Source organism: Bacillus cereus group sp. BfR-BA-01356, from assembly GCF_022663635.1.
Classification (GTDB): Bacteria; Bacillota; Bacilli; order Bacillales; family Bacillaceae_G; genus Bacillus_A; species Bacillus_A cereus.
In genome coordinates this window covers 34,172-57,050 of the sequence record NZ_JAKUFX010000023.1, presented here as the reverse complement: position 1 = coordinate 57,050, position 22,879 = coordinate 34,172, and the positions used below count along the sequence as shown (strand labels likewise).

Below are 22,879 nucleotides of genomic sequence, written 5' to 3'. Positions count from 1 at the left end.
ATACAGAAAGATTCCAAGAAAAACTTCACGGCCTTTCCCCGATAGAATATCGGGAAAAGGCCGTGGCATAATACTCTTTTTATTACTGTCTACTTGACAGGGAGATGACCAAAAGACTGTACTTTTTTATGTTAGTAGAGAATGTGAAGGGAGACGCATTTATTGGCCTATTCCACTTTTAATTGGAGTTCTTTATCTAACTTATCATTATTAATTTTTAAAGTTAATCCTTGCGTGTTTTTCGGTACATCAAATACAATGTTTCCTTCCGAACTTTCATTAGGATTAACAATATTAAATTTGAATGTGGAGATATTCGCAGCTTTAAGTACTGACTGATATTCATTGGAAATGTGATATTCTCTTCCAAATCCATCAATTAATTTAAAGTTGTTGATATCTAGTGTAATGGGTTCTTCTTTACGATTATAAACTGCGATGTCTAATACTTTAAAGACACCTTGTGCTTTAACTTCTCCAGTCCCTAGAACATCTATTGACTCGGCAGATCCCATTGACATGTATACATCAGAGGAATCTACATTGGTAGGAAGTTCTTTTTGCGAATCCTTGTTGCTAAGTTTGTCATTCTCTGTTTTTTTAGAAGTCGCCTGCTCATTTTTCGCAGGCGCATCATGTGAACTGCACGCTGATACTCCAAACAAGAATGTGCTACATAATAATGATGCTAATAACTTTTTGTTCATCGTTTGTTTCTTCCTTCCAAAATAGAAGCACTTTTAATGAGTGCTATATATATTTGTATATGTATTACATTTTATATCTTATTATATTAATTTTGGAAGGAAAAGGGGAAAAATGCGCATTTCTCTGAGTCGAATTATTTATCTGTCTAAAATTTGAAATTAAAATGAGCCCCATAAATGATAAACCATTCCACTGACAAAAAATGCTAGTCCTACAAATAAAACAATTAAAGCAAGTATTCCATTTTTATTATGTTCCATAAAATTAGCTCCTTTTTCATTTACTTACATACAAAAAGCCTTTAGTCGTAATTATGGCTAAAGGCTTTGATCTTCATACTTTTTAGTTTATAAAAAAGTTGCACTGCTGTATTAATTTGGAATATGATTATTTAAAGAGAAGGTGATGAGTACATGCAGGACAAAAAACAATTCCCGCTTATATCTGGAAATCTCTCATTAGATTTAGTAAATACAGAGCTAGTTAGGCGTGGACAACGTTATGATTTATTAATAACAGATGAAGATGTATTAGAATGGTTATATGTAATAAAGGTTAATCTTCCTTTTTGGAATGAAAAAACACTTATAGGAATTCAGAAGCGAATGAATCAAGTTACATCTAGTATATTAGAAATAAGAGAAGTACTGAGAAAACAGTTTGAGGCAATTGCTGATCAGCAAAAAATTTCTAATGATTTTATTACGTATTTAGAAAAACAAATTGAGAAGGCACCATTTACATATAAAATCATTGAACAACAGCTAGTATCTATCCCGGTTGGAGAAATCGAGGATGTACTCGCATCGTTAATTGCATTTGATGCTTTAACCTTAATAGCAGAAAATAAGCTGATTTCCCTTAAAAGGTGTTCAAATCCTGAATGTGTTTTATTATTTATAGATAAGAGTGGGAAACGAAAATGGTGTTCTATGAAAATATGTGGGAACCGGAAAAAGGTAGCAAAATTTCAGGATCGAAAATTTGAGGAAGTTTAGAGAATCAACTTATAATAGTTGATTCTTTTTTTGCATTCTATAACTAACCTCTAAAATTAATATTTACAGGTTAGTTATTGCCGAGTTATAATGGTTGGTAAATAAAGGAGGAGAACGATGAATAATATAACAGCAACTAAGCAAAAAGACCCTCAACCAATAAGTGTACGATATTTTACAAAAATGAAAGGGAAAGGAAGAAGTCCATTACAAGTAAATGTAAAGGACTCTTTAACGGGACTACTAGGGGGATTTTTAACAATTCTTACCTTAACATATTTAACGAGCATAACCTCTACAGAATTATTAATGGCTCCATTTGGTGCGAGTTGTGTATTAGCGTTTGGAGTTTGGAATGCGCCATTATCTCAGCCGCGTAATATTATTGGAGGACATTTGATTTCAACTTTCATTGGTCTATCAATATATCATTTGTTTGGGAATGAATATTGGACAATTGCTTTAGCGGTGGGGATGTCAATAGCCGTTATGATGTTAACGAGAACGACGCACCCTCCGGCAGGCGCCGATCCGATTATCGTTATTTTAGGGGCAAATAGTTGGAGTTATTTAGTAACACCAGTTTTAATTGGCTCCGTTGTTATTGTAGTTATTGCTTTATTCATTAATAATATGAGTAGTAAAAGAAGTTATCCAACTTTTTGGATGTAGTTTGTGAAGTGAAAAAAAATTTAAGTGAGTATTCTATTCTTACTATGTTTTATTTTTTATATAGTAAAAGCCTTAGTCGTAATTGCAGCTAATGGCTTGGGGCCTCATACTTTGTAGTTCATAAAGAAAAGACACTTTAAAGTGTCTTCTACAGATTTGAATTATTTAATTCATGTAATTAATATTCGTTAGCATAAAACTCTTTTATTAATTTTATTTCATTTGTATCTGGATTAAACTTAAATATTTTAATTTGATTCGATTCATCTTTGTATGCAAATGTATTCTCACCAACTTGGGTCATATTGCTGGTGTTTAAGATAGGATCGCTACCGTGATCAGTAATTTCCACAGTTTTCTCACGATCCCAGAATGCAATGACAATAATCAAAATGATAAGACATACCCGTATAAAACGTAATTCTCTTGCAACAGGATGTTCCATCTGTTAGTCTCCTTTACTGTTTGATAGAGTTTGTTTATAAAAGAGATAATTGCAATGAATATAAATAAAAAAGACACCGTAAAGTGTCTTTTTTATTTTAGTTATGCGCATTACTTAATAAGACGCTAGTTCCTCAGTCTGGCTATGAGTAACTATGTAGGGTAATTCCATTATAACATTTTAACCAGTAATGGGTCTATATGGAATTTAATTGATTTTCTTTTTGATTATTCAGAACGATTAATTGGGTATTTGGATGAAGGAAGCAGTGAGGAAGAAGGGACTTAACTTGTTTTAGAAGAGTGTCTTCTTTTTTGTATCATTGTGAGTAAAGTGTAGCGTTATATTTCCCTTTACACGAACATAACGGTATACTATAGTTAAGTTAAGTAAACTTAACTATTAAACGAAACGAAATAAAAGCATGGAGGAATAACGCTATGACTAGAACGTATAAAGAAGTAATTAATGAAATGAACCGAGCTTATAATGAATTCTACATTTTACTATTCCAGGAGTTAAAAGATGAGTTCGGTCTTACAGGACAGCAAGAGAGCATGCTATTTCATATTAATTTAAATGAAAACACGACAGCAAATCACATTGCGACTACCTTTAATGTATCCAAAAGTGCCGTTAGCCAAGTTTTATCTAAATTGGAGAAACAGAAGATGATTTCAAAACAAGTAAACCCTAATAATAAACGGGAGTATTTTCTTACACTTGGTCCAAACGGTAGTAAGTATATAGAGCGGTTGTCTGAGTTAGATGATGTATTAATTGAGAAATATTTTTCTAAAATCGATATAAATGCCCTTGAGCAAATGACCGAGACGTTAACGAAAATAAATAAAGTGATATTGGAAGAAAAACAGAAGGATCTTAATTGTAATGAGTAAGAACGTAGATGAAGCAATTAGTAGAAAGGAGGAGAAGCGTGTTATGAGTTACATACCAAATATGATTACGATAGCAAATTTTGTATGTGGACTTTTAGCTATTTACGCTGTTTTCGTTCACGATATTTATTTGGGAGCAGTTTTTATTATTACGGGTATGTTGTTTGACTTTTTAGATGGTATGGTCGCTCGGAAACTTGATTCTGTTTCGGAAATTGGTGGAGAGTTGGACTCATTTGCGGATTTAGTTACTTTTGGTGTGGCACCGTCTATTCTTGCATATAGTGTCGCGTTAAAAGATTTGCAGTCTATCGGGATGATATGTGCGCTTGCTTATAGTATTTGCGGAATGCTTCGGCTTGCGAGATTTAACACGCAGCAAAGCAAACTCCCGACCTTTATCGGCATGCCAATCCCATTCGCGGCAATGTGTCTCCTCATTTTATGTTTTTTAAAGAATCCAGTTTCTGTGGCGTTTGGTACATGCGTACTCGCTTATTTAATGGTGAGCAAAATCAAATTCCCTCATTTTAAAAAAGATATAGCTGAAAGCTTGAAGCCTGGGAGATTGGATTGATGATACGGAATTACAATGAGAAAGATAAAGGAGAATAACATGATTCGTATGGCATTAAGATCGTTCAACATACAAATGTATTGTTTGCTAGGCGTAATGTTATTGGGATGGCTTGTGACACCTTTTTCAGCACAGTTCGTAGGGATAAGCATTGGCCTTTTAGTAAGTATGTACTGCGCCTGGATTTTAGGAAGACGTATTGAAAAGTTCGGAGATAGCATTGTAAAAAAAGAAAAAGCACCGATGCTCGGAATGATGAACCGGTTCGCAGCCGCAATTCTCGGCGCAATTATTATGTATGAAATTGAACACCATGAATTCATGTGGACATTTGCTGCTGGAATTATGAGTGGGTATTTCTTGGTTATTATTAATTTGGGGTATTACAGTATGAGGGATGAGAAGGAGTAAAGTGAAAACTAAGTTTAAGCATACTGTTGCCTAACAACGAATAGCGGATTAGTAATTAGAGTAATAATAAAAACTAACATAAAATTTAAGAAAAATTTTATATTTACCCCACTTTTTATTTTAAAAGTTTTTCCTATCCTATAAACAAGTTACATCAAGGAGGAGACTGAAAATGAAGAAGTGGGGATTTTTTATTTTTAATATATTCCCTATGTTCGAAGACAAAGTAGAAGATTAAATATATGAACAAAGTACCGATTCTTAAACTATGTTCTAAATAATAGATGAAAATGTAAAGTTAGGGGATTCCACATGCATACAGGAGTTTTGATGAGTTATTTGTATACTTATTTTTTTACTATTATGTTTTGTGTTGTGTTTCAAATTGGATTTTATTTTAAAGCGAAAAGAACTATATCTATTCTGCATTTTTTGTGGGTGTATGTTTTTCTGTTCTATCTTTCGCTAGTGTATAAGGTGACGCAAATCGCGACTGTATGGGATATAAGTAGATATGAAACGTGGATTCGTGTAAATCAAATCAACTTGACTCTATTTGATACGGCAGGTAGTACGACGTATCTTTTAAATATTGTACTGTTTATGCCATTAGGTTTTTTATTACCGACTATTTGGCCTCAGTTTAGAAAAATGAAAAACACGGTATGCGCGGGATTCTTTTTTTCATTGGCTATTGAGTTAAATCAATTACTAAATAATAGAATTACAGATATTGATGATTTATTTACGAACACCCTCGGGGCGATTATTGGGTATTTATTATATAAAGCATTATTTAAAATGATATATAAAAGAGAGGAAAAAAAGCTGGATACAAACTCTTCTCTAGTTATAAAATACGAGGCTATTTTTTGTTTAGTGTGTTCATTTGTAGGGGCGATGTTAATTTATCATCCAGCTTTATTTGGAAGACCTGTAATCATTCAGTGAGGTAATTACGAATTTCTTTTGAACGCTCGAGCGATATTTCAATTTGCAAAAAGCCTTTAACTTGTTATAGTTAAAGGCTTTTATCATCATAATTTTTACTTACCAATTACCCACTCTAACATCCGCCTTCAACCACTTCACCCAATCCAAATCCTCTACTTTAAGCAAACTAAGCGAAACACCCTTCATATCTAAAGAAGTTAACAGCGTACCAATCTTTACGAATGCCACTTGCAATCCTTCAAGTTCACACAAACGGCGAATGTCGTTTGCGAAAATGTATTGTTCCATTAATGGAGTTGCGCCGAGTCCATTAATGAGGATAGCGAAGTTGTCTCCTTTTCTCCAGCGATAAATGCTTTTTAGTTTGTTCATTAGTTCGATCGCTAATATTTCAGAAGAGGATAGTGCTTCTTTACGGTAACCTTTTTCGCCATGGATGCCGACGCCATAAAACACTTCATCGTCATTTAATGTGAATGAAGCTTTTCCTTTTACTGGATCGTTGGCAGGGGAAAGGGCAACTCCTAATGTGTGTAAGTTTTCAGTGATAGAGCGGCCAAGTGTTGTTAGTTCTTCTAGAGAATGGCCTTCAAGAGCGGCCACACCAAGTATTTTTTGAACGAAAACAGTACCAGCTACGCCGCGTCTTCTTTTATTAAAAGAAGCATCATCTTCAATTGAAACGTCGTCATTTACGATAATATGGTCAATTTTTCTTCCTTCTTCTTTAGCGATCTGCTCAGCCGCAAGAAAGTTCTCAACGTCATCTTTAAAGTTTTTAATGATGAATAGTATACTTTTATCTTTTGGCATAAGGCGAGTTGCCGCTACAATTTGTTCCACTGTAGGCGGAGTGAAAATATTGCCGTTTACTGCCGCTGTAAGCATACCTTTTCCTACATAACCAATATCAGCAGGTTCATGTCCGCTACCACCGCCGCTTATTATAGCGACGTCTTGCTCCAGTTTTTCGATATCTTTTACATAAATGATGTTATTTGTTTCGTCGTAATTTACTTTGTCATTATGTTCAAAATAAAAGCCGTGCAGCATATCTTGAACGATATTTTGTACATCATTCATAATCTTTTTCATTGCTTTTGCCACCCTTTAATTACTTTGCTGATTGCTCAAGTAATAGTAGTAATTGATTGTTTATCATATTTTTCATGAGAGAAGACATAATGGACGGGTTTACTTCGCATTTACTTTCAATCCAATCTTTTATCGTTCCAACGAAGCCGTGACTATAAAAAGAGGCAATCGTATTTTTTGTCTCATCAGAAAGGCTGAATCCACAGCTCACGGATAATTCATCAATAATCTTCATATATAAGTTTTTCGTATGCTCAAATAAATAGTGATTAAACGAGTTTTGCTCAATGACTTTAAAAGCATTTCGGTAAAATTTTTGATTTTCATAAAAGTAATCAAATAATAAATCGAAAATGTTTTCCCATTTTTCATAATCGAGAAAGTCTATAATATTTTCTTTCGTTTCTTCTCTATAAATCCAGCTTAGTAGTTCAAATTTATCTTTAAAATGATAATAAAAAGTTTGCCTACGCATTTGAAAGTGTAACATAATATCGCTCACTGATATTTTATGAAACGACTCTGTTTCCATTAAATATTTCAATGAGTTCGCGATTATCTTTTTAGAAATTATAGAAGAGGTCATCTGAATCATCCCTAGAATGTTAGTAATATAAAAATCCTATCTATAAATGAGAGCGGTGTCTTTAGACAGATTGTCCATTTTGTCCGTTTACTATAAAACGCTTTCATTTTAACATGAGTAGTAAGAAGAAGATTTCAAATATATCACAATATATTAAAGGAATTGAGGGAGAACTACAATGAAAAAGATTATAAACAAACCAGAAACATTAGTAATGGAAATGTGTAACGGAATGGTTATGGCTCATCCAGAGCTTGAGCTTTTGAAAAAATATAAAGTAATTAAGAAGAAAGAAATGAACGAAAATAAAGTAACGTTAATTAGTGGAGGCGGTAGTGGTCACGAGCCGGCACATGCAGGATTAGTCGGAAAAGGAATGTTAGATGCGGCAGTGTGCGGAGATGTGTTTGCGTCACCTTCACAAATTCAGGTATACCAAGCGATTAAAGAGACAGCTAGTAAAAAAGGTACGTTATTAATTATTAAAAATTATAGCGGCGATATTATGAATTTCAAAAACGGTGCGCATTTAGCGACGGAAGATGGAATTGAAGTCGACTACGTAAAGGTGGACGATGATATTGCGGTAGAAGATAGCCTATATACAGTAGGACGCCGCGGCGTTGCGGGCGTTATTTTAGTTCATAAAATTGCCGGCGCAGCAGCGGAAGAAGGTATGGATTTAGGAGCGGTGAAAGCTGTAGCAGAAAAAGCAGCGGCTAACGTGCGCACAATCGGTTTAGCGTTAACGTCTTGTACAGTTCCAGCGAGCGGATCACCTACTTTCACACTTGCGGAAGATGAAATGGAATACGGCGTAGGTATTCACGGCGAACCAGGAATTAAGCGTGAAAAAATGCTGTCAGCAGATGAACTAGCTAACCGTATGACAAATGATTTAATGAAAGATTTAGGAGTAAAAGATGGCGAGGAAATCGCACTTCTAGTTAACGGTTTTGGCGGAACACCACTGCAGGAACTTTACTTATTTAACAATGCAGTGACGCGAGAATTAGCTGCTAGAAACATTAAAATTAATAGAGTATTCGTCGGCAACTATATGACGAGTATCGATATGGCTGGTATGTCTTTAACGGTAATGAAGTTAGATGAAGAGCTAAAAACATTACTATCAAAAGAATGTAATACACCAGCGTTTAAAGTAGACGGTCCAGTTGAAAGTGTAGAGTACGTAAATGTACTTGAAGAGACAGAAGAGAAGGAAGTTTCATTTGAACTAGAAACGGCGGAAGAACACGCTGTGATAAAAAATAATGTTATCACATTAAACAACATGATTTATCTCGTTGATAAAATGAGCGATATTATTATTAAAAATGAAGTACCGTTCTGTGAGCTAGATACGCATGCTGGTGACGGCGACTTCGGAATGAGTGTAGCAAAAGGATTTAAGCAATTAAAACGTGAGTGGCATTCGATTGTAGATCAAGAGAACGTAACGATCGGATCATTCCTTGACGGTTGTTCGATGATTATTATGGAACATTGCGGCGGCGCTTCTGGTCCAATTTGGGGCGGAGCATTCCGCGCAGCTAGTAAAGCAGCAGGCGAGAAGCGTGAGTTAACAGTGAAAGAATTCGCTGAAATGCTGCAAGCAGCATTGCAAGGCATCCAATCGATCGGTGAAAGATCATTCGGCAGAGGAGCAGTAGTTGGTGACAAAACACTTGTTGACGCACTTGCTCCATGTGTAGATTCTTGGTTAGATAGCGCCTCAAACGAAGTAGACGTAAAAACTGCCTTTGAAAAAGGAGCAGAAGCAGCGGTCAAAGGAGCAGAGTACACGAAAGAAATCGTAGCTCGCATGGGCCGCGCTGGTACAGTTGGCGAAAGAAGCTTAGGATATCCAGATGCAGGTGCACATGCACTTGGGGTTATCTTTACGGAGATTGCGGGTAGTTTGAAATAGGAATTGGAAAGTCCCTCTGCCTTAAGGTGGAGGGATTTTTATATAGTTGATATGTAGAAGACTTCTTTCGGTTCTTTCTCAGTAAAATATGAGTTTGTTACTATTTTTGATAAAATCTTATTTCAAAAATACAACTAATATTTCTCAACATTAATATATTGAAAATAGTTAGAATATTTAAGATAATCATTTGTGAAGAAGTAAATTATAAAAAAAGGGGGAATTTATTTTGTTACGTCGTTTATCTATTTGTACAGTACTAACAGCTTTTATATTTACTTTATTTACATTTAACGGCTCTGCTTTCGCGGCTACGAATGCTACTGAAAATCAAAATGTAGTAGCAGCTTGTGCAAAGGGAGGTACGGTAGGTGTATATGGTGCAAAGATGCGCAGTGGTTATACTGTCGATTCACCTGTCTTACATACATTTAATGATGGTACGAAAATTACTGGAACATGGGTAACTGGTGAATATGTTCAAGGTCATTACAGTAATTCTAAACAGTGGTTAAAAGTTACATATAAAGGGATGACAGGTTATGTATCCCATACAACATTATATAACGTTTGCTCATAAAACTATGTACCATAATAGCTTTGGATATATTGAGCTAATCTCTTCTCGAGATTAGTTCTTTTTTATCTCTTAGTTTTTAATGGGGCATTTTTTGAAAAAGGCCAACGATTCATTAAATCGATGGTCTTACGTTTATATAGTATTCATTTGTATATATATTAAATTTTTTATTGTTTTTTGCTTATTTTAGACTTAGTTTGTTTGTGATTGCAGCTTATCAATTTTCCAGTATGTTTGTAGAGGGTCTAAAGAGCTTTCAATATAAAACATATATTCATCTGCGGTACGTGGTACTTCAAAAGCTATTTTCAATTCTACCGTTTCATTTGGTTTAACTTGTATATCAGAAGGGTTTTGATCAAGCACCTTTCCTTTATAAATCTTTCCATCTTTTTCATCTTTTAAGTTATATTTTAATTCTGATAGTCCAATCGTTTGACCTCGTACATTTTTTACAGAGACATTAACAATGACGGAATTGTTGCTAGCATTTAAATAGGCACTTTGAACAGCGGTCAAGTAATAGCCTCCCTTAACACTCTCACCAACTAATAAAATACCTTGTTCCAAGCGGCTCATATCTTCTTTTTCTTCAAAATTTATTAATTCTTCATTTTCATTTTTTGCGGTTGGTTCTTCTATTGGACCATTTTCAACGGCACTATCTGTTTTATCTTGTGTGCAAGCAGCCGTAACACTGACTAATACTAGAATGAAAGTAAGTAATATAGATAATTTTCTCATAAAATTTATCTGTCTCCTTAAGTTTCTAAATTTTGTGCAGCTATACATATAAGATTAACATAATGTCTCATTATTGGCTCAAAATAGGGGGTCTTTTAGACAACTTATTCTTTTTACTTTTAATATACATTTGATTGGTTCTCGCGATATTTGTTAATCTTTTAAAACATTGGCTTAGTAATACCGAGGGTTATTATAGATATATTAATCATGTAATTTGTCCATATCAAAATGAACGTTTTTTGCATCTAATATATTGTAAATATATTTTATTTTGAAAGGATGTGATTATATGGCTCATAAATCTACTGGAGTGTTTCGAGTTCCAGTCTCTGAAAATGGGATTATTCCAACTGCTCTCAACATTATGTTAAACAATGATTCACGTTGCCATACTAGTAATGTAACGGTAACTGTTAAGAGAAGTCGAAACACTTTTTTCCCAACTCAAAATGAATTAGTTGAAATCTCTCGTACTTTTGTTTCTTTAGAACCAAATAGAACAACTAAGATTGTGTTGTTTACTCCAGAATTTCAAGTAGAAGATTTCCTTGATGTCATCATTAGTGGAAATAGAGAGGATGTTAAGGATGTTCTTGTATATTCTTTCTTAGCAGATTCAGTAGGTCATAATCTGCCATCTACTGTTTTCAGAAATGCAGAATACACTTTTTCTTGCTGACACTGTAATGATGTATTCTTTACTGTCGTATATCTGAATTGAAATGTTACAAGTAGCACTTCACGGCATACAATCTATCGGTGAAAGATTGTTCGGCAGAGGAGCGGTAGTTGGCGAAAGAAGTTTAGGATATCCAGATGCAGGTGCACATACGCTTTGGGTTATCTTTACGGAAATTTGAAGATCCCTTCTACCTTAAGGTGAAGGGTTTTTTTTTATGTTTTTTTGATATATATTGCTAAGTATGTTCCAATAATTCATTCTATTGTATTGAGAATAATGTCATCTACATCAAAAAAACGGCTTATAAAAGGAACTAGTATTTGAGGTGGGTTTATTAACGAATTTTATATATAGCATGAATGAAAATGAGATAAATAAAACAATATTCCCTATTATGTTTTTAAGAATTAATTGAGCAGGTCCTTGTAAAAATAAAAAAAAGACACCTAAAGGTGCCTTCCGCCGGCTTAAATTATTTTAATATTATCGATCTAAGTTTAAAAGCTATAAGGATTTTTTCTATAGGATTTGTAAGTAGTTTTTATGAAATTATGAGTGTTTTTTATTTTGTAATTCAATAAGTTCATCTGGTATCACTTTTGTATAATATTCTTTTTCTGTTAGTTCAAATATAAATAATGCTTTTTTCCAGTTATAAATAACATCTTCTACATTATGTTGTTTCATTTTTAATAAACACTGACCTTTTAAATAGAATAGTTCACCTAGTAGGTATAAAGTATGTAGATTAATTGCTAATTTGATACCCTTATCAATGTACTTTATTGCCTCTTCATATTGATATGTGAAGTCGAAACATTTTGCTAAATTTAACATGAGTTTTAATTTAATTTCTTTATCTCTAGGAAAATCTAATTTATTAAAATTAGTTAAACATCTTTTGAATATATTAATACTTTTTTCATATTCTTTATTTTCTGCATAAAATATAGCCATTGTTTGCATAATATCTATTTCTCTTTCTGATAAAAAATCAGAATTAGTTAAAGTCAGTTTTAATGCATGATTTAAAAAATCTAAAGCAGTTTTTATTGATTTATCCACCATAAATACAGCAATTGCTTCATGCCACATTAGAAATTGTTTCTCATCTTTTGTTTGAAAATTATTTAAGTTTTTCTCTTTTTTTACTATTTCATAAAGTTCTTTATATTGTTTTTGCTTTAAGCAATCTTTTATTACGTATTTTACATTTTCTACATATTTTAATCTTTTGTTTTGAGTTAGTGCAAATATATTATTTGGGTCAATACCAAGTCTTTCTGATAATTGATATAACAATATACTAGATGGATAAATCATACCTTTTTCAATCTTGCTAATTTGACTTTGTGAACATATTCCATGACATAATTCGGATTGTGATATATTTTTTTGATTCTAAGTTCTTTAATGGTAATACCCAAATCGTTAAATTCCATTTTTCCACCTACTATTTAGCACTTTATTAAAATAAGAACATTCTCTAACCTTAATGTAATGTAAAATTAATATAGTTGCAATTATTGTTTTAAAGGGCTTATCGTTTCTATAAGATGGTGAGATTTTTTTATGTACAAAAAAGACACCCTAAGGTGCCTTCTTGCGATTTGCTCCATTGTAATATGGTATTGGATGCCAGTCCAATTATTATTTTACCACCTTAAGTAGTTTCGGTTATTGAGAAAAAATACAACTCATTGTTTGAATGCAAAAAGCCCTAGGGGGACTAGGACTTTTTGCTAGAATGAATAAGATTTAAAAAAGGACTTATATAACGTAACATATGAATGTTTCGTAAATGTATCAAAAAAGTGAACAAAATAGTTATTTTAAATAAAAAAAGCTCCGCGATAAAAGCTGCGGAGCTTCATAAGGTCGAGTTATGTCGTACTCACAAGGGATTTTAACATGGATGTTGTGGTAAAAATACTGGTAAATTTATCCTATAACCCCGCTGATTAGAGTTTCACTTCATTCGAAGGAATTCATGTTTTATAAATTAGATTATGATAGTTGATATTCTCCATATTGACCAGAAAAGAACTAAAAATTCTAGTGAAATTCCAAGTGTTCGTTTCCTAGTTTTTTGAAATTCTTTTATTAAATAGCCAACAGCACTAATTGCTATAAGAATGAAAAGAATAAGTTCGAGTGTAACTGGCATTTTATCTACCCCTAATACATTAATTTATTATATAAAGATTATAAGATATTTTTGTGACTAGTAGTGAAAAATTTAATAAAACTATCTCTAAATAGTTATTTTAAAAAGAAGAGAAACTAGCAAAAATTAGATACTTTTGTATAAGAAAGGAATAGATTAATAATTTAATATAAAAAATACAAGATATGCAATATTGCATATCTTGTATTTCATATTACATTGAACCCAATTATGCCTTGAATAGAGAGGGTTTAAAAGAAATATAATAATCTAAATTGTTTACCAATTAATATGGTAAATTATAGATAAATAAAGAAATTTATGTTAATGTACTTATGGTAATATACTGTTAAAAAAAGGAAGAGGTGAAAAGTTTATATGTTTAAAAAAGGCGTATCATTGCTATTAATTTTCATTTTATCTATTTCTACATTTAGTATAGTAACTCACGCTGCTAGTAGTTCAGAATATGTGAATCAATCATTCTATGGGTATAAGGAGCCATCTTTTAATTCAGTTAAAACAAATGGCGGATCAGAGTATGGTGCTCAAAATGTAGGAGTCGTGGAAAAAAGAGATAATGGTTGGTGGAAGATTGAAACATGGGAAGGTCCAGTTTGGATTAACTTAAATGGGGAAGAACGTGCCATGGGAGATTTCTATGCATATGATGAACCTTCTTTCTCATCAAAGGTTGCGAATGCTGGAGCGAAGTACGGGCGACAGACATTTAGAATAGTAGATGGAACAACAGATGGTTGGCTAAAATTTAAGACGTGGGAAGGCGACAAGTGGATGAATCCTACGGCTGAACAAATTACTGTCAACAAAACAATCTATGCGTATAATGAACCTTCATTTAATGCACAGAAAGCAAATTATGAAGCACCATTTAACCCGCAAAATTGGGGAGTAGTAGAAAAAAAAGAAAATGGCTGGATGAAAGTAAGTACTTATGAAGGTTATAAGTGGATCAATCCAGATGGAGAAGAAAGGTTCATAAACAAATCATTCTATGCGTATAACGAAGCTTCATTTAATGCAGCTAAAGCAAACGCTGGAGCATTATATAGTCCACAAAATTTTAGAGTTGTGGATGGAACACCTAATGGATGGTTGAAGGTTAAAACATGGGAAGGCGAGAAATGGCTGAATCTAGATGGAGAAGAAAGATTCATAAACAAATCATTCTATGCGTATAACGAGCCTTCATTTAGCTCAGGCAAAGCAAACGCTGGAGCATTATATAGTCCGCAGAATTTTAGAGTTGTAGATGGGACAACTAGTGGGTGGTTGAAGATTAAAACATGGGAAGGCGACAAGTGGATGAATTTAAATGCGGAAGATACAGGCGTAGAATTCTACGTGGAAGCTACTGCATATAGTGTAGAAGGTAGTCCACCAAATGAAAGGATTACGGCGTCTGGAATAGACATAGGAAAAAATCCTAACATCAAGTTAATTGCAGTTGATCCTAAAGTTATTAAACTAGGAACGAAAGTTTGGGTTGAAGGATACGGTGATGCAATTGCTGGAGATACAGGTGGGGCTATTAAAGGCAATAAAATTGATGTTCTGTTTCCTACAGAAAAGCAAGCACGTGAATGGGGACGTAAAAAAGTGAGAATTAAAATAATGAAATAGGATATATCTATTCTTTGCTTCGAAAATTATATATTAGACAAAATAAAAGGGAGGATATTTTTATGTTTAAGAAAAGTATAGGAATCTTATTGTTTTTTATTCTATCTATCTCGACATTCAGTATGGTAACTCACGCTGCTAATAGTTCAGAATACGTGAATCAATCATTCTATGGGTATAAAGAACCATCTTTTAATTCAGCTAAAACAAATGGCGGATCAGAGTATGGTGCTCAAAATGTAGGAGTCATGGAAAAAAGAGATAATGGCTGGTGGAAGATTGAAACATGGGAAGGTCCAGTTTGGATTAACTTGAATGGGGAAGAACGTGTCATGGGAGATTTCTATGCATATGATGAACCTTCTCTCTCATCAAAGGTTGCGAATGCTGGAGCGAAGTACGGGCGACAAACATTTAGAATAGTAGATGGAACAACAGATGGTTGGCTTAAATTTAAGACGTGGGAAGGCGAAAAATGGATGAATCCTGCGGCTGAACAAATTACCGTCAACAAAACGATTTATGCATATAATGAGCCTTCATTTAATGCACAGAAAGCAAATTATGGAGCACCATTTAACCCACAAAATTGGGGAGTAGTAGAAAAAAAAGAAAATGGCTGGATGAAGGTAAGTACTTATGAAGGTTATAAGTGGATCAATCCAGATGGAGAAGAAAGATTCATAAACAAAGCATTCTATGCGTATAACGAAGCTTCATTTAATGCAGGAAAAGCAAACGCTGGAGCATTATATAATCCGCAGAATTTTAGAGTTGTGGATGGGACACCTAATGGATGGTTAAAGGTTAAAACATGGGAAGGCGAGAAATGGCTGAATCTAGATGGAGAAGAAAGGTTCATAGAAAAAGCATTCTATGCGTATAACGAGCCTTCATTTAGTTCAGGCAAAGCAAACGCTGGAGCATTATATAGTCCGCAGAATTTTAGAGTAATAGATGGGACAACTAGTGGATGGTTGAAGATTAAAACATGGGAAGGCGACAAGTGGATGAACCTAAACCAAACAGATTCTGGTTCTTCTGGAGTAATTGATTTAGCTTTAAAACAACTTGGAAAGCCGTATGTTGAAGCTGGGACAGGACCAAATGGATTTGATTGTAGTGGCTTTATTTATTACGTATTTAAAAATAATGGATATAACATTGTGAGAACAAGTGTTGCAGGATACTGGGGAATGGTTACAAAAATAAGTGATCCTCAACCAGGAGATTTAGTATTCTTACAGAATACATATAAAGCGGGTCCTTCTCATTTAGGAATATATTTAGGGAATGGTGAATATATTCATGCTGCTGACGAAACAACAGGTGTAATTAAAAGTAAGATAAATAGTTCATACACTCAAAAGCACTTCTTGGGGTATGCTAGATTTTCAAAATAATTAAATTGGATTCAATAAAAAGACAGCTATCTATGGATAGCTGTCTTTTTATTATTTGTGTTGACTTGACTACTTATATATATTCACAAGCAAAACAACATAATATTAATACGGAAAAATATATTAATATGAATTTTTGCATATTTTAAAATTCAATATATCCCTCAAAAACTTTTAATTGTATAATATATTTTGTCATATTTTTAGATTTTTTGACATAAACCAACAAAAATAGAGAGCGTATTGGGAGAAGACATTATGTATACAAAACTATTAAAATCAATTACATCATTATCACTGATTGGTGGTGCGTTGTTATATACAAATGGCAGCGATGTAAAAGCTGCTGAAGTGGGTGTTTTTTCTGATGTGCCGACATCACATTGGTCATATCCTGCGATTAAAGATTTAGCGAGTAAGAATATTATTTCCGGTTATGGAAATGGGATATTTGGTTTTGGAGATGTTGCGACAAGGGAGCAAGTTGCGGCTTTAATTTATCGAGTGTTAGTACCAAATAAACAAGGCGGTTCGTTTAGTAATGGTGGAACTCGTTACGTATTAAAGGATGGATCTACGTTTAAAAATCCTTACGGTGATATTAATCAAAGTTCTACAATGTTCCCAGAAGAGGTGTTAACTTTAACGAATTTAGGAGTTTTTAAAGGTGATGAAAATGGCCAATTTAGACCGAAAGCTTCTGTGAGTCGTGCGGAAATGGCACAAATTCTTACAAATGCTTTCCATCTTGCGGCAAAACAAAAACATACCTTTAAGGATGTTCCAAATCCATTTTGGGCAGAAAATGCAATTAGTGCGGTGCAGTCAAATGGAATCGCAGATGGCACAGGGAACGGGAATTTTGAACCGTATGGCACAGTAACACGTGAACAGTATGCGCAGTTTTTATATAAAACTTTGAAATATAAAAATGCCGATGTGAAAGACACAGGAGATGCGGCATTATTAACAGCTTTTAAAGAGGAAGTACAAAAGCGTATTAATACATACGAGACAAATATTACACTTCCATATAAAACGAAAAATAATAATACAGAAGAAGTGATGAATACACTTTTTAACGCATATAAAGAAGTTGCAAGTAAAAATGAGTATACAAATAATAATAGATCGAATGTTTCATATGGACTTTCTGGATCACCTGGAAATTATACGTTTACGCTTAAGATTACATATCGTGAAACGAAAGAACAGACGGAATATGTCATGAAACAAGCGAAAGCAATCGTTTCTTCTATTACTCAAGTTGGAATGGATGATCACGAAAAAGTGAAGGCGATTCATGATTACGTAGTAAAGCATGTTTCTTATGATACGTCTTATAAAGCTTACACAGCATATGAAGCACTTGTAAATCGTTCTGCGGTTTGCCAAGGTTACGCACTATTAACTTATCAATTATTAAAAGAAGCAGGAATTGAAAATCATTTTGTGACAGGAACTGGGGACGGACAACCTCATGCTTGGAATTTAGTGAAAATCGAAAACAAATGGTATCACCTTGATACAACATTCGATGATCCAGTGCCAGATGAGCAGGGCCGCGTCACGTATTCGTATTTCAATTTATCAGATGAACAAATCGCAAGAAATCATGAGTGGAACCGCGGAGACTACCCGCAAGCTACAACGAATTATTATAGTACACTGACAAACAAAATTGCGGCAGGTAGTACGAAAACGCCTGCATATCAACAAATATTAAAAGATACAAAGTTAAACTATTTAGGAAATGAATATATCGCAAATAACTATACCGAATTAAAAAATAAAATGCAGCAACGCTATAGTGCAAAACCAGAGAAAATTGAAGTGCTATACAAGCAATCAATGAATGGTGCACTGCAAGATGTGAAAAAGGCAATTGGCGAAATCGATTATCCGCAAGGGGCAAATCGAGTTTCTTATAAAGCGGAGCCTTATAATGCGAAAGAAGGGTATTCTGTAGTGACGATTACGTTTACGTATTAAAAGCAACCTAGATCCTATAGGATCTAGGTTGTTTTTTTATTATTCTTCGACAAAACATGACAATATATAGATACATTCTTTGCTACTATGAGATGAGAAATCTTACATTAAAAAACTGTTTAAAATAACTAATGCAGATAGGCGGAAAAAAATGAACCGAAAGTTACTAATGGCTTTAACATGCGGTACATTGCTTATGGGAATGGCTGCTTGTAGCTCAAATGAGAAGACTACAACTGAATCAAAACCTAAACAAGAAGAAAAGGTTCAGGAAAAACCGAAAGTTCAAACCATTCAAAAGCAGCAAAAAGATAGTTATATAGTAAGTGAAGATGAACTCTCTAAAGCGGCACAGTCGATTGGTGAAATTCAAAACGAGCAAACTATAAATGATATGATGATACATATGTCTTTACAAAAACTCAAATTCAATGGGAATAATCTTCATGTTTCCGGTACCCGTGATGTAGGGCGATTTCAAATGACGAAAGAAAACATTCAATACTTAAAAAACAACTTAAATGTTATTAATAATGATGAAAGACCAAAATATGAATCTATTCTGAACAAATGGTATGATGGAGAGTTCGAATCTGTAGTTAAAGACTTTGAAGAAATTCATTATTTACGTTCAGGAAAAAAGCAAAGTATGGAGGGATCTAAACTAGCTAAAAAAATTGATAGTGATGAAAAAGAATTTATTCTCCATTTCTTTGGTCAAGAAGGATTAGATATCCATAATAAAGAGTGGAAACAGGGCGAGTTATAGAAGTAAAACTGAATTTCTCTTCACTAGGAAGTACAATGTTTTACGGAACAAAAAAATAATGAAATTTCCTTAAATATAGTCCCATCGGGAGGTTGTCTATACTGAGATTCAATAGATACACAGTAATGCTTATTTTTCTAGCCATTGGCACAAATGCTGCATTATCTATGTGGATTAAGCAGGGACTTTTAGGTGTCATCAATGCTATTATTTTCTTGTTAACCGCTGCACGGACTACAAAATGAACTAATACAGAAGATTAGCATAAATAAAACATTGTATTTCTCAATAAACAAAACAACTTAACGTGGTAAAATAATAGTTGGACGGGAGTCCAATACATATTATTAAAATTAAGATGGTTCAAGTCGGAGGAAGGCACCTTAGGGTGTCTATTCTTTTTTATAAAAAGAAAATTGTACGTTTAGACGCATTTTAAATACAAAATAACCGATTCCTTATACGTTAAGAAACCGGTTATTTATTTTCCTACTTTTTTAGAGGGCTTTTTCTTATAATGGTCTTAAATCATAAATAAAAGATAGAGTAAAAACTATATACGAAATAAATGTAACGAAAACAAGAAAACATATAAACTGAGAATTAGATACATATTGTTCTATTCTTTTTTTCATGTTAATTCGTATTATTTTTCAAATGTGAAGTATCAATTGGAATTTGAGCTTTCCAAGATCCAATTACTTTTCCAATTCTAGTTATATTTACATCTAAAGTAAGGGGCTGTTTAAAATCGTCTTTTCCTCCAGGAACTATAACAAATGTAGCGACACCTTCGGGTTTATCATTATCACGAATGCCCACTTCATTTAATTTTTTACCTGCTGCCATAAGTTCAAAAGGAAGACGATCATCTGAATCATGGATAAATGATAGTCTCCCATCATGTTTAATCTCAGGGTTTTCCTCTTGTTGTCCATTAATTATACCATCACTTTGGAGATCTAATCCTGATGTATCAAATTCAAATGGTACTAAACTTCCGTCAGCTTTTTCCATTCTATAATGAACTGATATACGTGAATCTGCGATAAATAATTCTTTGAGATGTACAGTAATACCTTGATCTGTAATTTTTTCATCAATAGGAATATATTTACCATTCTTCATCATATCTTGTGTGATACCATTTTCATCTTTTATTCCTTCATTTACAACTTTATCATTTGTAATTGCATCAGAAAAATATGAAGCGACATTTGTAGCCGCCACTTGTACTTGTGGAATCATTGCTGTTATGAAAAGTGCAGCTGCAGCTACTGCTGTATAAATGAAACATTTTGATTTTTTACTCATGTTTGTAAAGATGCCTTTCTTTTGTTGTTTTTTGTAATTTATATTAGAAACGTTGTCTAACTTGGAACGACTTTCAAATGTTTTCCATGCTTGTTCTATATCAATTTTGATTTCTTGTGGTGAATTTGCAGATTCTTCATCTAGCATTACGTTTTCCCATTGATTTAATTTACTAATTTCTACTAATAAATCTTGGCATGCTTCACATGTATCTAGGTGCTTTGTAAATTCCTTTCTTATATCATGAGAAAGTTCTCCATCAATATATGTTTGAATAAACCCGATATCATAACATTTCATTTGTTATGCCTCCTCTATTTGTTTATAAATCTTGCGGAATTTCATTTTGGCTCGGACTAATAATGTTCCTATAGAAGATATTTCAATTTGAAGTACTTCTGCAATTTCTTTATATTGAAAACCAGAGAATTTCATTAGTAAAAGGGTTCGTTCTCGATCATTCATTTTATTTAGTGTCGTTTGGACCTTTGTAATTTCTTCTTTTCTTATCCAATCATCGTCTAATGATGATACATTTTGTACTTCATGGTATTGTATTTCCTTATCAATCTTCGCTTGCTGCCTTTTTTCAAATCGAAAATGGTTATAAGCTACATAAGTAGAAGATTTAATCAACCATCCAGGTATATTTTTAATTCCTTTCCAATCGCTACGATATAATTGTAAAAATACTTCTTGTGCTAACTCTTCAGCGATAGATTGATCTTTAACAATCCATATAATCTGTTTCACAGCATAAGCATAGTACTGCTTAAATAAATCTTCAAAGGTCATATTAGAAGCATGACTTTCTTTATTTTCTATGGTTAACATGTTCGTTTAAACCTCACTTTCAATTTGATACCTGTATTATAGAGAAACCAGAAAAACGGATTTTGTGACAGTTTTTCTGGATATTTTTTTATATTTTTTATCTCGCATTAACGGGTAGTAAGACCCCCACCTCAAAATTCAGCGGAAGCAAAGAAGTTAGGTGGGGGGCGGGCTGACCGTAAAAGCACGATTGGTGTGAGCTAATAATCAGTGGTCGATGAACCCCCCACTGATTAAAGTTTCACTTTATTATGTACTAAAAAAGCATTCATCTGATTAAAAAGATAAGTGAAAACATAAAAACTATAATTCTTGCAGTAGTTGTCTATTAATGTACAAAAAACAGTTAGTTTGTTGCCAAATTGTATCTAAACGTACGATTTTCTTTTTTCTAAATGAGAGTCTTGTCTTAAAGAAGATAAAAATTCAATGGATAATTACCATGAATATATAGATAAAGTTCATCCATATATTTGTAGAAAGGAGGCATTCAAATGAAGAGACATGATAATAAGGTTGGTCACTTTACATCTGAAAAAGGAAAGGAAGACTTTCAAATTGCCTACGATGAATCAATGGCACTCCTTCCAAAACCTAACGATACGAAAAATATAAAAACGAAATATGGCACAATTCGTGCTTATTATTTTACTAAAGAGGAAAACAAACATAAGGAACCAATACTCTTACTCCCTGGACGTGGTGCATCTACTCCAATGTGGGTACCTAATTTAGAAGGTCTAAGAGAAAAAAGGCCTGTTTATACGATAGATTTACTAGGTGAACCTGGGATGAGTGTGCAAACGAAGGTGATTGAAAACCAAAAACAACAAGCAGAATGGTTAAATGAAGTAATTGAAGGATTAGGTTTAGAAAGAGTGCATATCGTAGGTGTCTCCATTGGAGGGTGGACAACAATGAACTTGGCCAGATATAATCCTGAGCATATTGCTACGGCTAGTTTATTAGATCCAGTCTTTGTATTTGCGCAAATATCCATAAAAATGATTCTGGCATCTATTCCAGCTTCCGTTCCTATTGTCCCTAAGTTTTTAAGAGAAAAGATGTTAAGCTATGTTGCTGGAGGAGCAGAAGCAAGTGACGATGAGCCTATCGCTAAGTTAATCGAGTCGGGTATGCGTAACTATAAACTGAAAACGCCAGCGCCTGATTTATTTAGTAAAGAAGACTTAAAAAATATTGATATTCCAGTGCTTGCACTTATAGCTGAAAAAAGTACAATGCACAATTCGGTAAAAGCAGTTGAAACTGGAAAAAAATACGTTAAAGATATTGATATAGTTAATTGGAAAAATGCATCTCACGCAATCAATGGTGAGTTCTCTAACGAAGTTAATGCTAGGATCCTTGATTTTGTAGAAAAACATTCTAATGATAACTAAGTTGAAAGTGGAAAATATGTTGTCATAACAACTTCATCTCTATATAGCTATTTAGGGGATTTAGCTCAT

Annotated in this window: 23 protein-coding genes and 1 pseudogene; 16 read left to right on the top strand and 8 right to left on the bottom strand. The window is 33.5% G+C overall.

Annotated features, from left to right (window positions below; genetic code table 11):
- The coding region (locus tag MR168_RS33645) for an IS3 family transposase (protein ID WP_325782447.1) at positions 1–71 on the top strand (71 nt) is incomplete at its 5' end.
- Positions 72–167: 96 nt separating this feature from the next.
- Here the strand turns inward: MR168_RS33645 and MR168_RS11060 are convergent.
- Positions 168–707, bottom strand: coding sequence for a DUF4352 domain-containing protein (locus MR168_RS11060; RefSeq protein WP_086412368.1), 540 nt, complete (start codon positions 705–707; stop codon positions 168–170).
- A gap of 414 nt (positions 708–1,121) precedes the next feature.
- Between MR168_RS11060 and MR168_RS11055 the strand changes: the two genes are divergently transcribed.
- Together MR168_RS11055 and MR168_RS11050 are read left to right on the top strand one after the other, a co-directional pair.
- The gene (locus MR168_RS11055; RefSeq protein WP_006917969.1) at positions 1,122–1,706 is read left to right on the top strand and encodes a CGNR zinc finger domain-containing protein; all 585 of its coding nucleotides are present in this window, start codon (positions 1,122–1,124) and stop codon (positions 1,704–1,706) included.
- 117 nt (positions 1,707–1,823) lie between these two features.
- A complete protein-coding gene (locus MR168_RS11050; protein WP_086412369.1) occupies positions 1,824–2,378 on the top strand; it encodes an HPP family protein in 555 nt (184 codons plus the stop codon).
- A gap of 178 nt (positions 2,379–2,556) precedes the next feature.
- On the opposite strand, the gene MR168_RS11045 is transcribed toward MR168_RS11050, so the two are convergent.
- Complete coding sequence (locus MR168_RS11045; protein WP_000400965.1) at positions 2,557–2,823, bottom strand: YmzC family protein; 267 nt, start codon at positions 2,821–2,823, stop codon at positions 2,557–2,559.
- A 440-nt stretch (positions 2,824–3,263) separates the two neighbouring features.
- Between MR168_RS11045 and MR168_RS11040 the strand changes: the two genes are divergently transcribed.
- The 4 genes from MR168_RS11040 (at position 3,264) to MR168_RS11025 (ending at position 5,661) form a co-directional block, all read left to right on the top strand.
- Positions 3,264–3,722, top strand: a complete 459-nt coding sequence (locus MR168_RS11040; protein ID WP_000198944.1) for a MarR family winged helix-turn-helix transcriptional regulator — start codon at positions 3,264–3,266, stop codon at positions 3,720–3,722.
- Complete coding sequence (gene pssA / locus MR168_RS11035; protein WP_000042263.1) at positions 3,715–4,299, top strand: CDP-diacylglycerol--serine O-phosphatidyltransferase; 585 nt, start codon at positions 3,715–3,717, stop codon at positions 4,297–4,299. Before MR168_RS11040 ends, pssA begins: the two co-directional genes overlap by 8 nt.
- 39 nt (positions 4,300–4,338) lie before the next feature.
- The gene (locus MR168_RS11030) at positions 4,339–4,710 is read left to right on the top strand and encodes an ATP synthase subunit I (protein WP_006917967.1); all 372 of its coding nucleotides are present in this window, start codon (positions 4,339–4,341) and stop codon (positions 4,708–4,710) included.
- 312 nt (positions 4,711–5,022) lie between these two features.
- The gene (locus tag MR168_RS11025) at positions 5,023–5,661 is read left to right on the top strand and encodes a VanZ family protein (protein ID WP_025710322.1); all 639 of its coding nucleotides are present in this window, start codon (positions 5,023–5,025) and stop codon (positions 5,659–5,661) included.
- A gap of 99 nt (positions 5,662–5,760) precedes the next feature.
- Here the strand turns inward: MR168_RS11025 and dhaQ are convergent, their stop codons facing one another.
- Both dhaQ and dhaS read right to left on the bottom strand, forming a co-directional pair.
- The gene (gene dhaQ / locus MR168_RS11020; protein ID WP_086412370.1) at positions 5,761–6,759 is read right to left on the bottom strand and encodes a DhaKLM operon coactivator DhaQ; all 999 of its coding nucleotides are present in this window, start codon (positions 6,757–6,759) and stop codon (positions 5,761–5,763) included.
- Positions 6,760–6,778: 19 nt separating this feature from the next.
- Positions 6,779–7,345, bottom strand: coding sequence for a dihydroxyacetone kinase transcriptional activator DhaS (gene dhaS / locus MR168_RS11015; protein WP_242291260.1), 567 nt, complete (start codon positions 7,343–7,345; stop codon positions 6,779–6,781).
- A 178-nt stretch (positions 7,346–7,523) separates the two neighbouring features.
- On the opposite strand from dhaS, the gene dhaK reads away from it, so the two are divergent.
- Positions 7,524–9,275 carry a dihydroxyacetone kinase subunit DhaK gene (gene dhaK / locus MR168_RS11010; RefSeq protein WP_006917963.1) on the top strand — a complete coding sequence of 584 codons (1,752 nt, stop codon included), beginning with the start codon at positions 7,524–7,526 and terminating at the stop codon, positions 9,273–9,275.
- Between the two features lie 229 nt (positions 9,276–9,504).
- The gene (locus MR168_RS11005) at positions 9,505–9,855 is read left to right on the top strand and encodes an SH3 domain-containing protein (protein WP_000946193.1); all 351 of its coding nucleotides are present in this window, start codon (positions 9,505–9,507) and stop codon (positions 9,853–9,855) included.
- Between the two features lie 192 nt (positions 9,856–10,047).
- Here the strand turns inward: MR168_RS11005 and MR168_RS11000 are convergent, their stop codons facing one another.
- Positions 10,048–10,599 (bottom strand): DUF4352 domain-containing protein, encoded by a 552-nt coding sequence (locus tag MR168_RS11000; RefSeq protein ID WP_086412371.1) that lies wholly within the window; start codon positions 10,597–10,599, stop codon positions 10,048–10,050.
- Between the two features lie 292 nt (positions 10,600–10,891).
- Here MR168_RS11000 and MR168_RS10995 point away from each other — a divergent pair, with 292 nt between their 5' ends.
- Together MR168_RS10995 and MR168_RS10990 are read left to right on the top strand one after the other, a co-directional pair.
- A complete protein-coding gene (locus tag MR168_RS10995) occupies positions 10,892–11,281 on the top strand; it encodes a hypothetical protein (RefSeq protein ID WP_000940665.1) in 390 nt (129 codons plus the stop codon).
- Positions 11,282–11,324: 43 nt separating this feature from the next.
- Complete coding sequence (locus tag MR168_RS10990; RefSeq protein ID WP_000942237.1) at positions 11,325–11,462, top strand: DAK2 domain-containing protein; 138 nt, start codon at positions 11,325–11,327, stop codon at positions 11,460–11,462.
- A gap of 371 nt (positions 11,463–11,833) precedes the next feature.
- On the opposite strand, the pseudogene MR168_RS10985 reads toward MR168_RS10990, so the two are convergent.
- Positions 11,834–12,726: pseudogene (locus MR168_RS10985) on the bottom strand (helix-turn-helix domain-containing protein).
- 1,103 nt (positions 12,727–13,829) lie between these two features.
- On the opposite strand from MR168_RS10985, the gene MR168_RS10980 reads away from it, so the two are divergent.
- From MR168_RS10980 to MR168_RS10965, 4 genes are all read left to right on the top strand, one after another.
- Positions 13,830–15,095 (top strand): 3D domain-containing protein, encoded by a 1,266-nt coding sequence (locus tag MR168_RS10980; protein WP_086412372.1) that lies wholly within the window; start codon positions 13,830–13,832, stop codon positions 15,093–15,095.
- A 62-nt stretch (positions 15,096–15,157) separates the two neighbouring features.
- Positions 15,158–16,498: a C40 family peptidase gene (locus MR168_RS10975; RefSeq protein ID WP_000474055.1), complete on the top strand. Its 1,341-nt coding sequence runs from the start codon at positions 15,158–15,160 to the stop codon at positions 16,496–16,498.
- Positions 16,499–16,756: 258 nt separating this feature from the next.
- Positions 16,757–18,490 (top strand): S-layer homology domain-containing protein, encoded by a 1,734-nt coding sequence (locus tag MR168_RS10970; RefSeq protein ID WP_086412373.1) that lies wholly within the window; start codon positions 16,757–16,759, stop codon positions 18,488–18,490.
- Positions 18,491–18,641: 151 nt separating this feature from the next.
- Positions 18,642–19,259, top strand: a complete 618-nt coding sequence (locus tag MR168_RS10965) for a DUF6241 domain-containing protein (protein WP_001080422.1) — start codon at positions 18,642–18,644, stop codon at positions 19,257–19,259.
- Between the two features lie 636 nt (positions 19,260–19,895).
- Here the strand turns inward: MR168_RS10965 and MR168_RS10960 are convergent.
- Positions 19,896–20,873, bottom strand: coding sequence for a DUF4179 domain-containing protein (locus MR168_RS10960; RefSeq protein ID WP_000650417.1), 978 nt, complete (start codon positions 20,871–20,873; stop codon positions 19,896–19,898).
- Between the two features lie 3 nt (positions 20,874–20,876).
- Entirely contained in the window at positions 20,877–21,407 is a 531-nt protein-coding gene (locus MR168_RS10955) for an RNA polymerase sigma factor SigX (protein WP_086412374.1), read from the bottom strand.
- A gap of 494 nt (positions 21,408–21,901) precedes the next feature.
- On the opposite strand from MR168_RS10955, the gene MR168_RS10950 reads away from it, so the two are divergent.
- The gene (locus tag MR168_RS10950; RefSeq protein WP_002023421.1) at positions 21,902–22,810 is read left to right on the top strand and encodes an alpha/beta fold hydrolase; all 909 of its coding nucleotides are present in this window, start codon (positions 21,902–21,904) and stop codon (positions 22,808–22,810) included.
- The last annotated feature ends 69 nt before the right edge of the window (positions 22,811–22,879 follow it).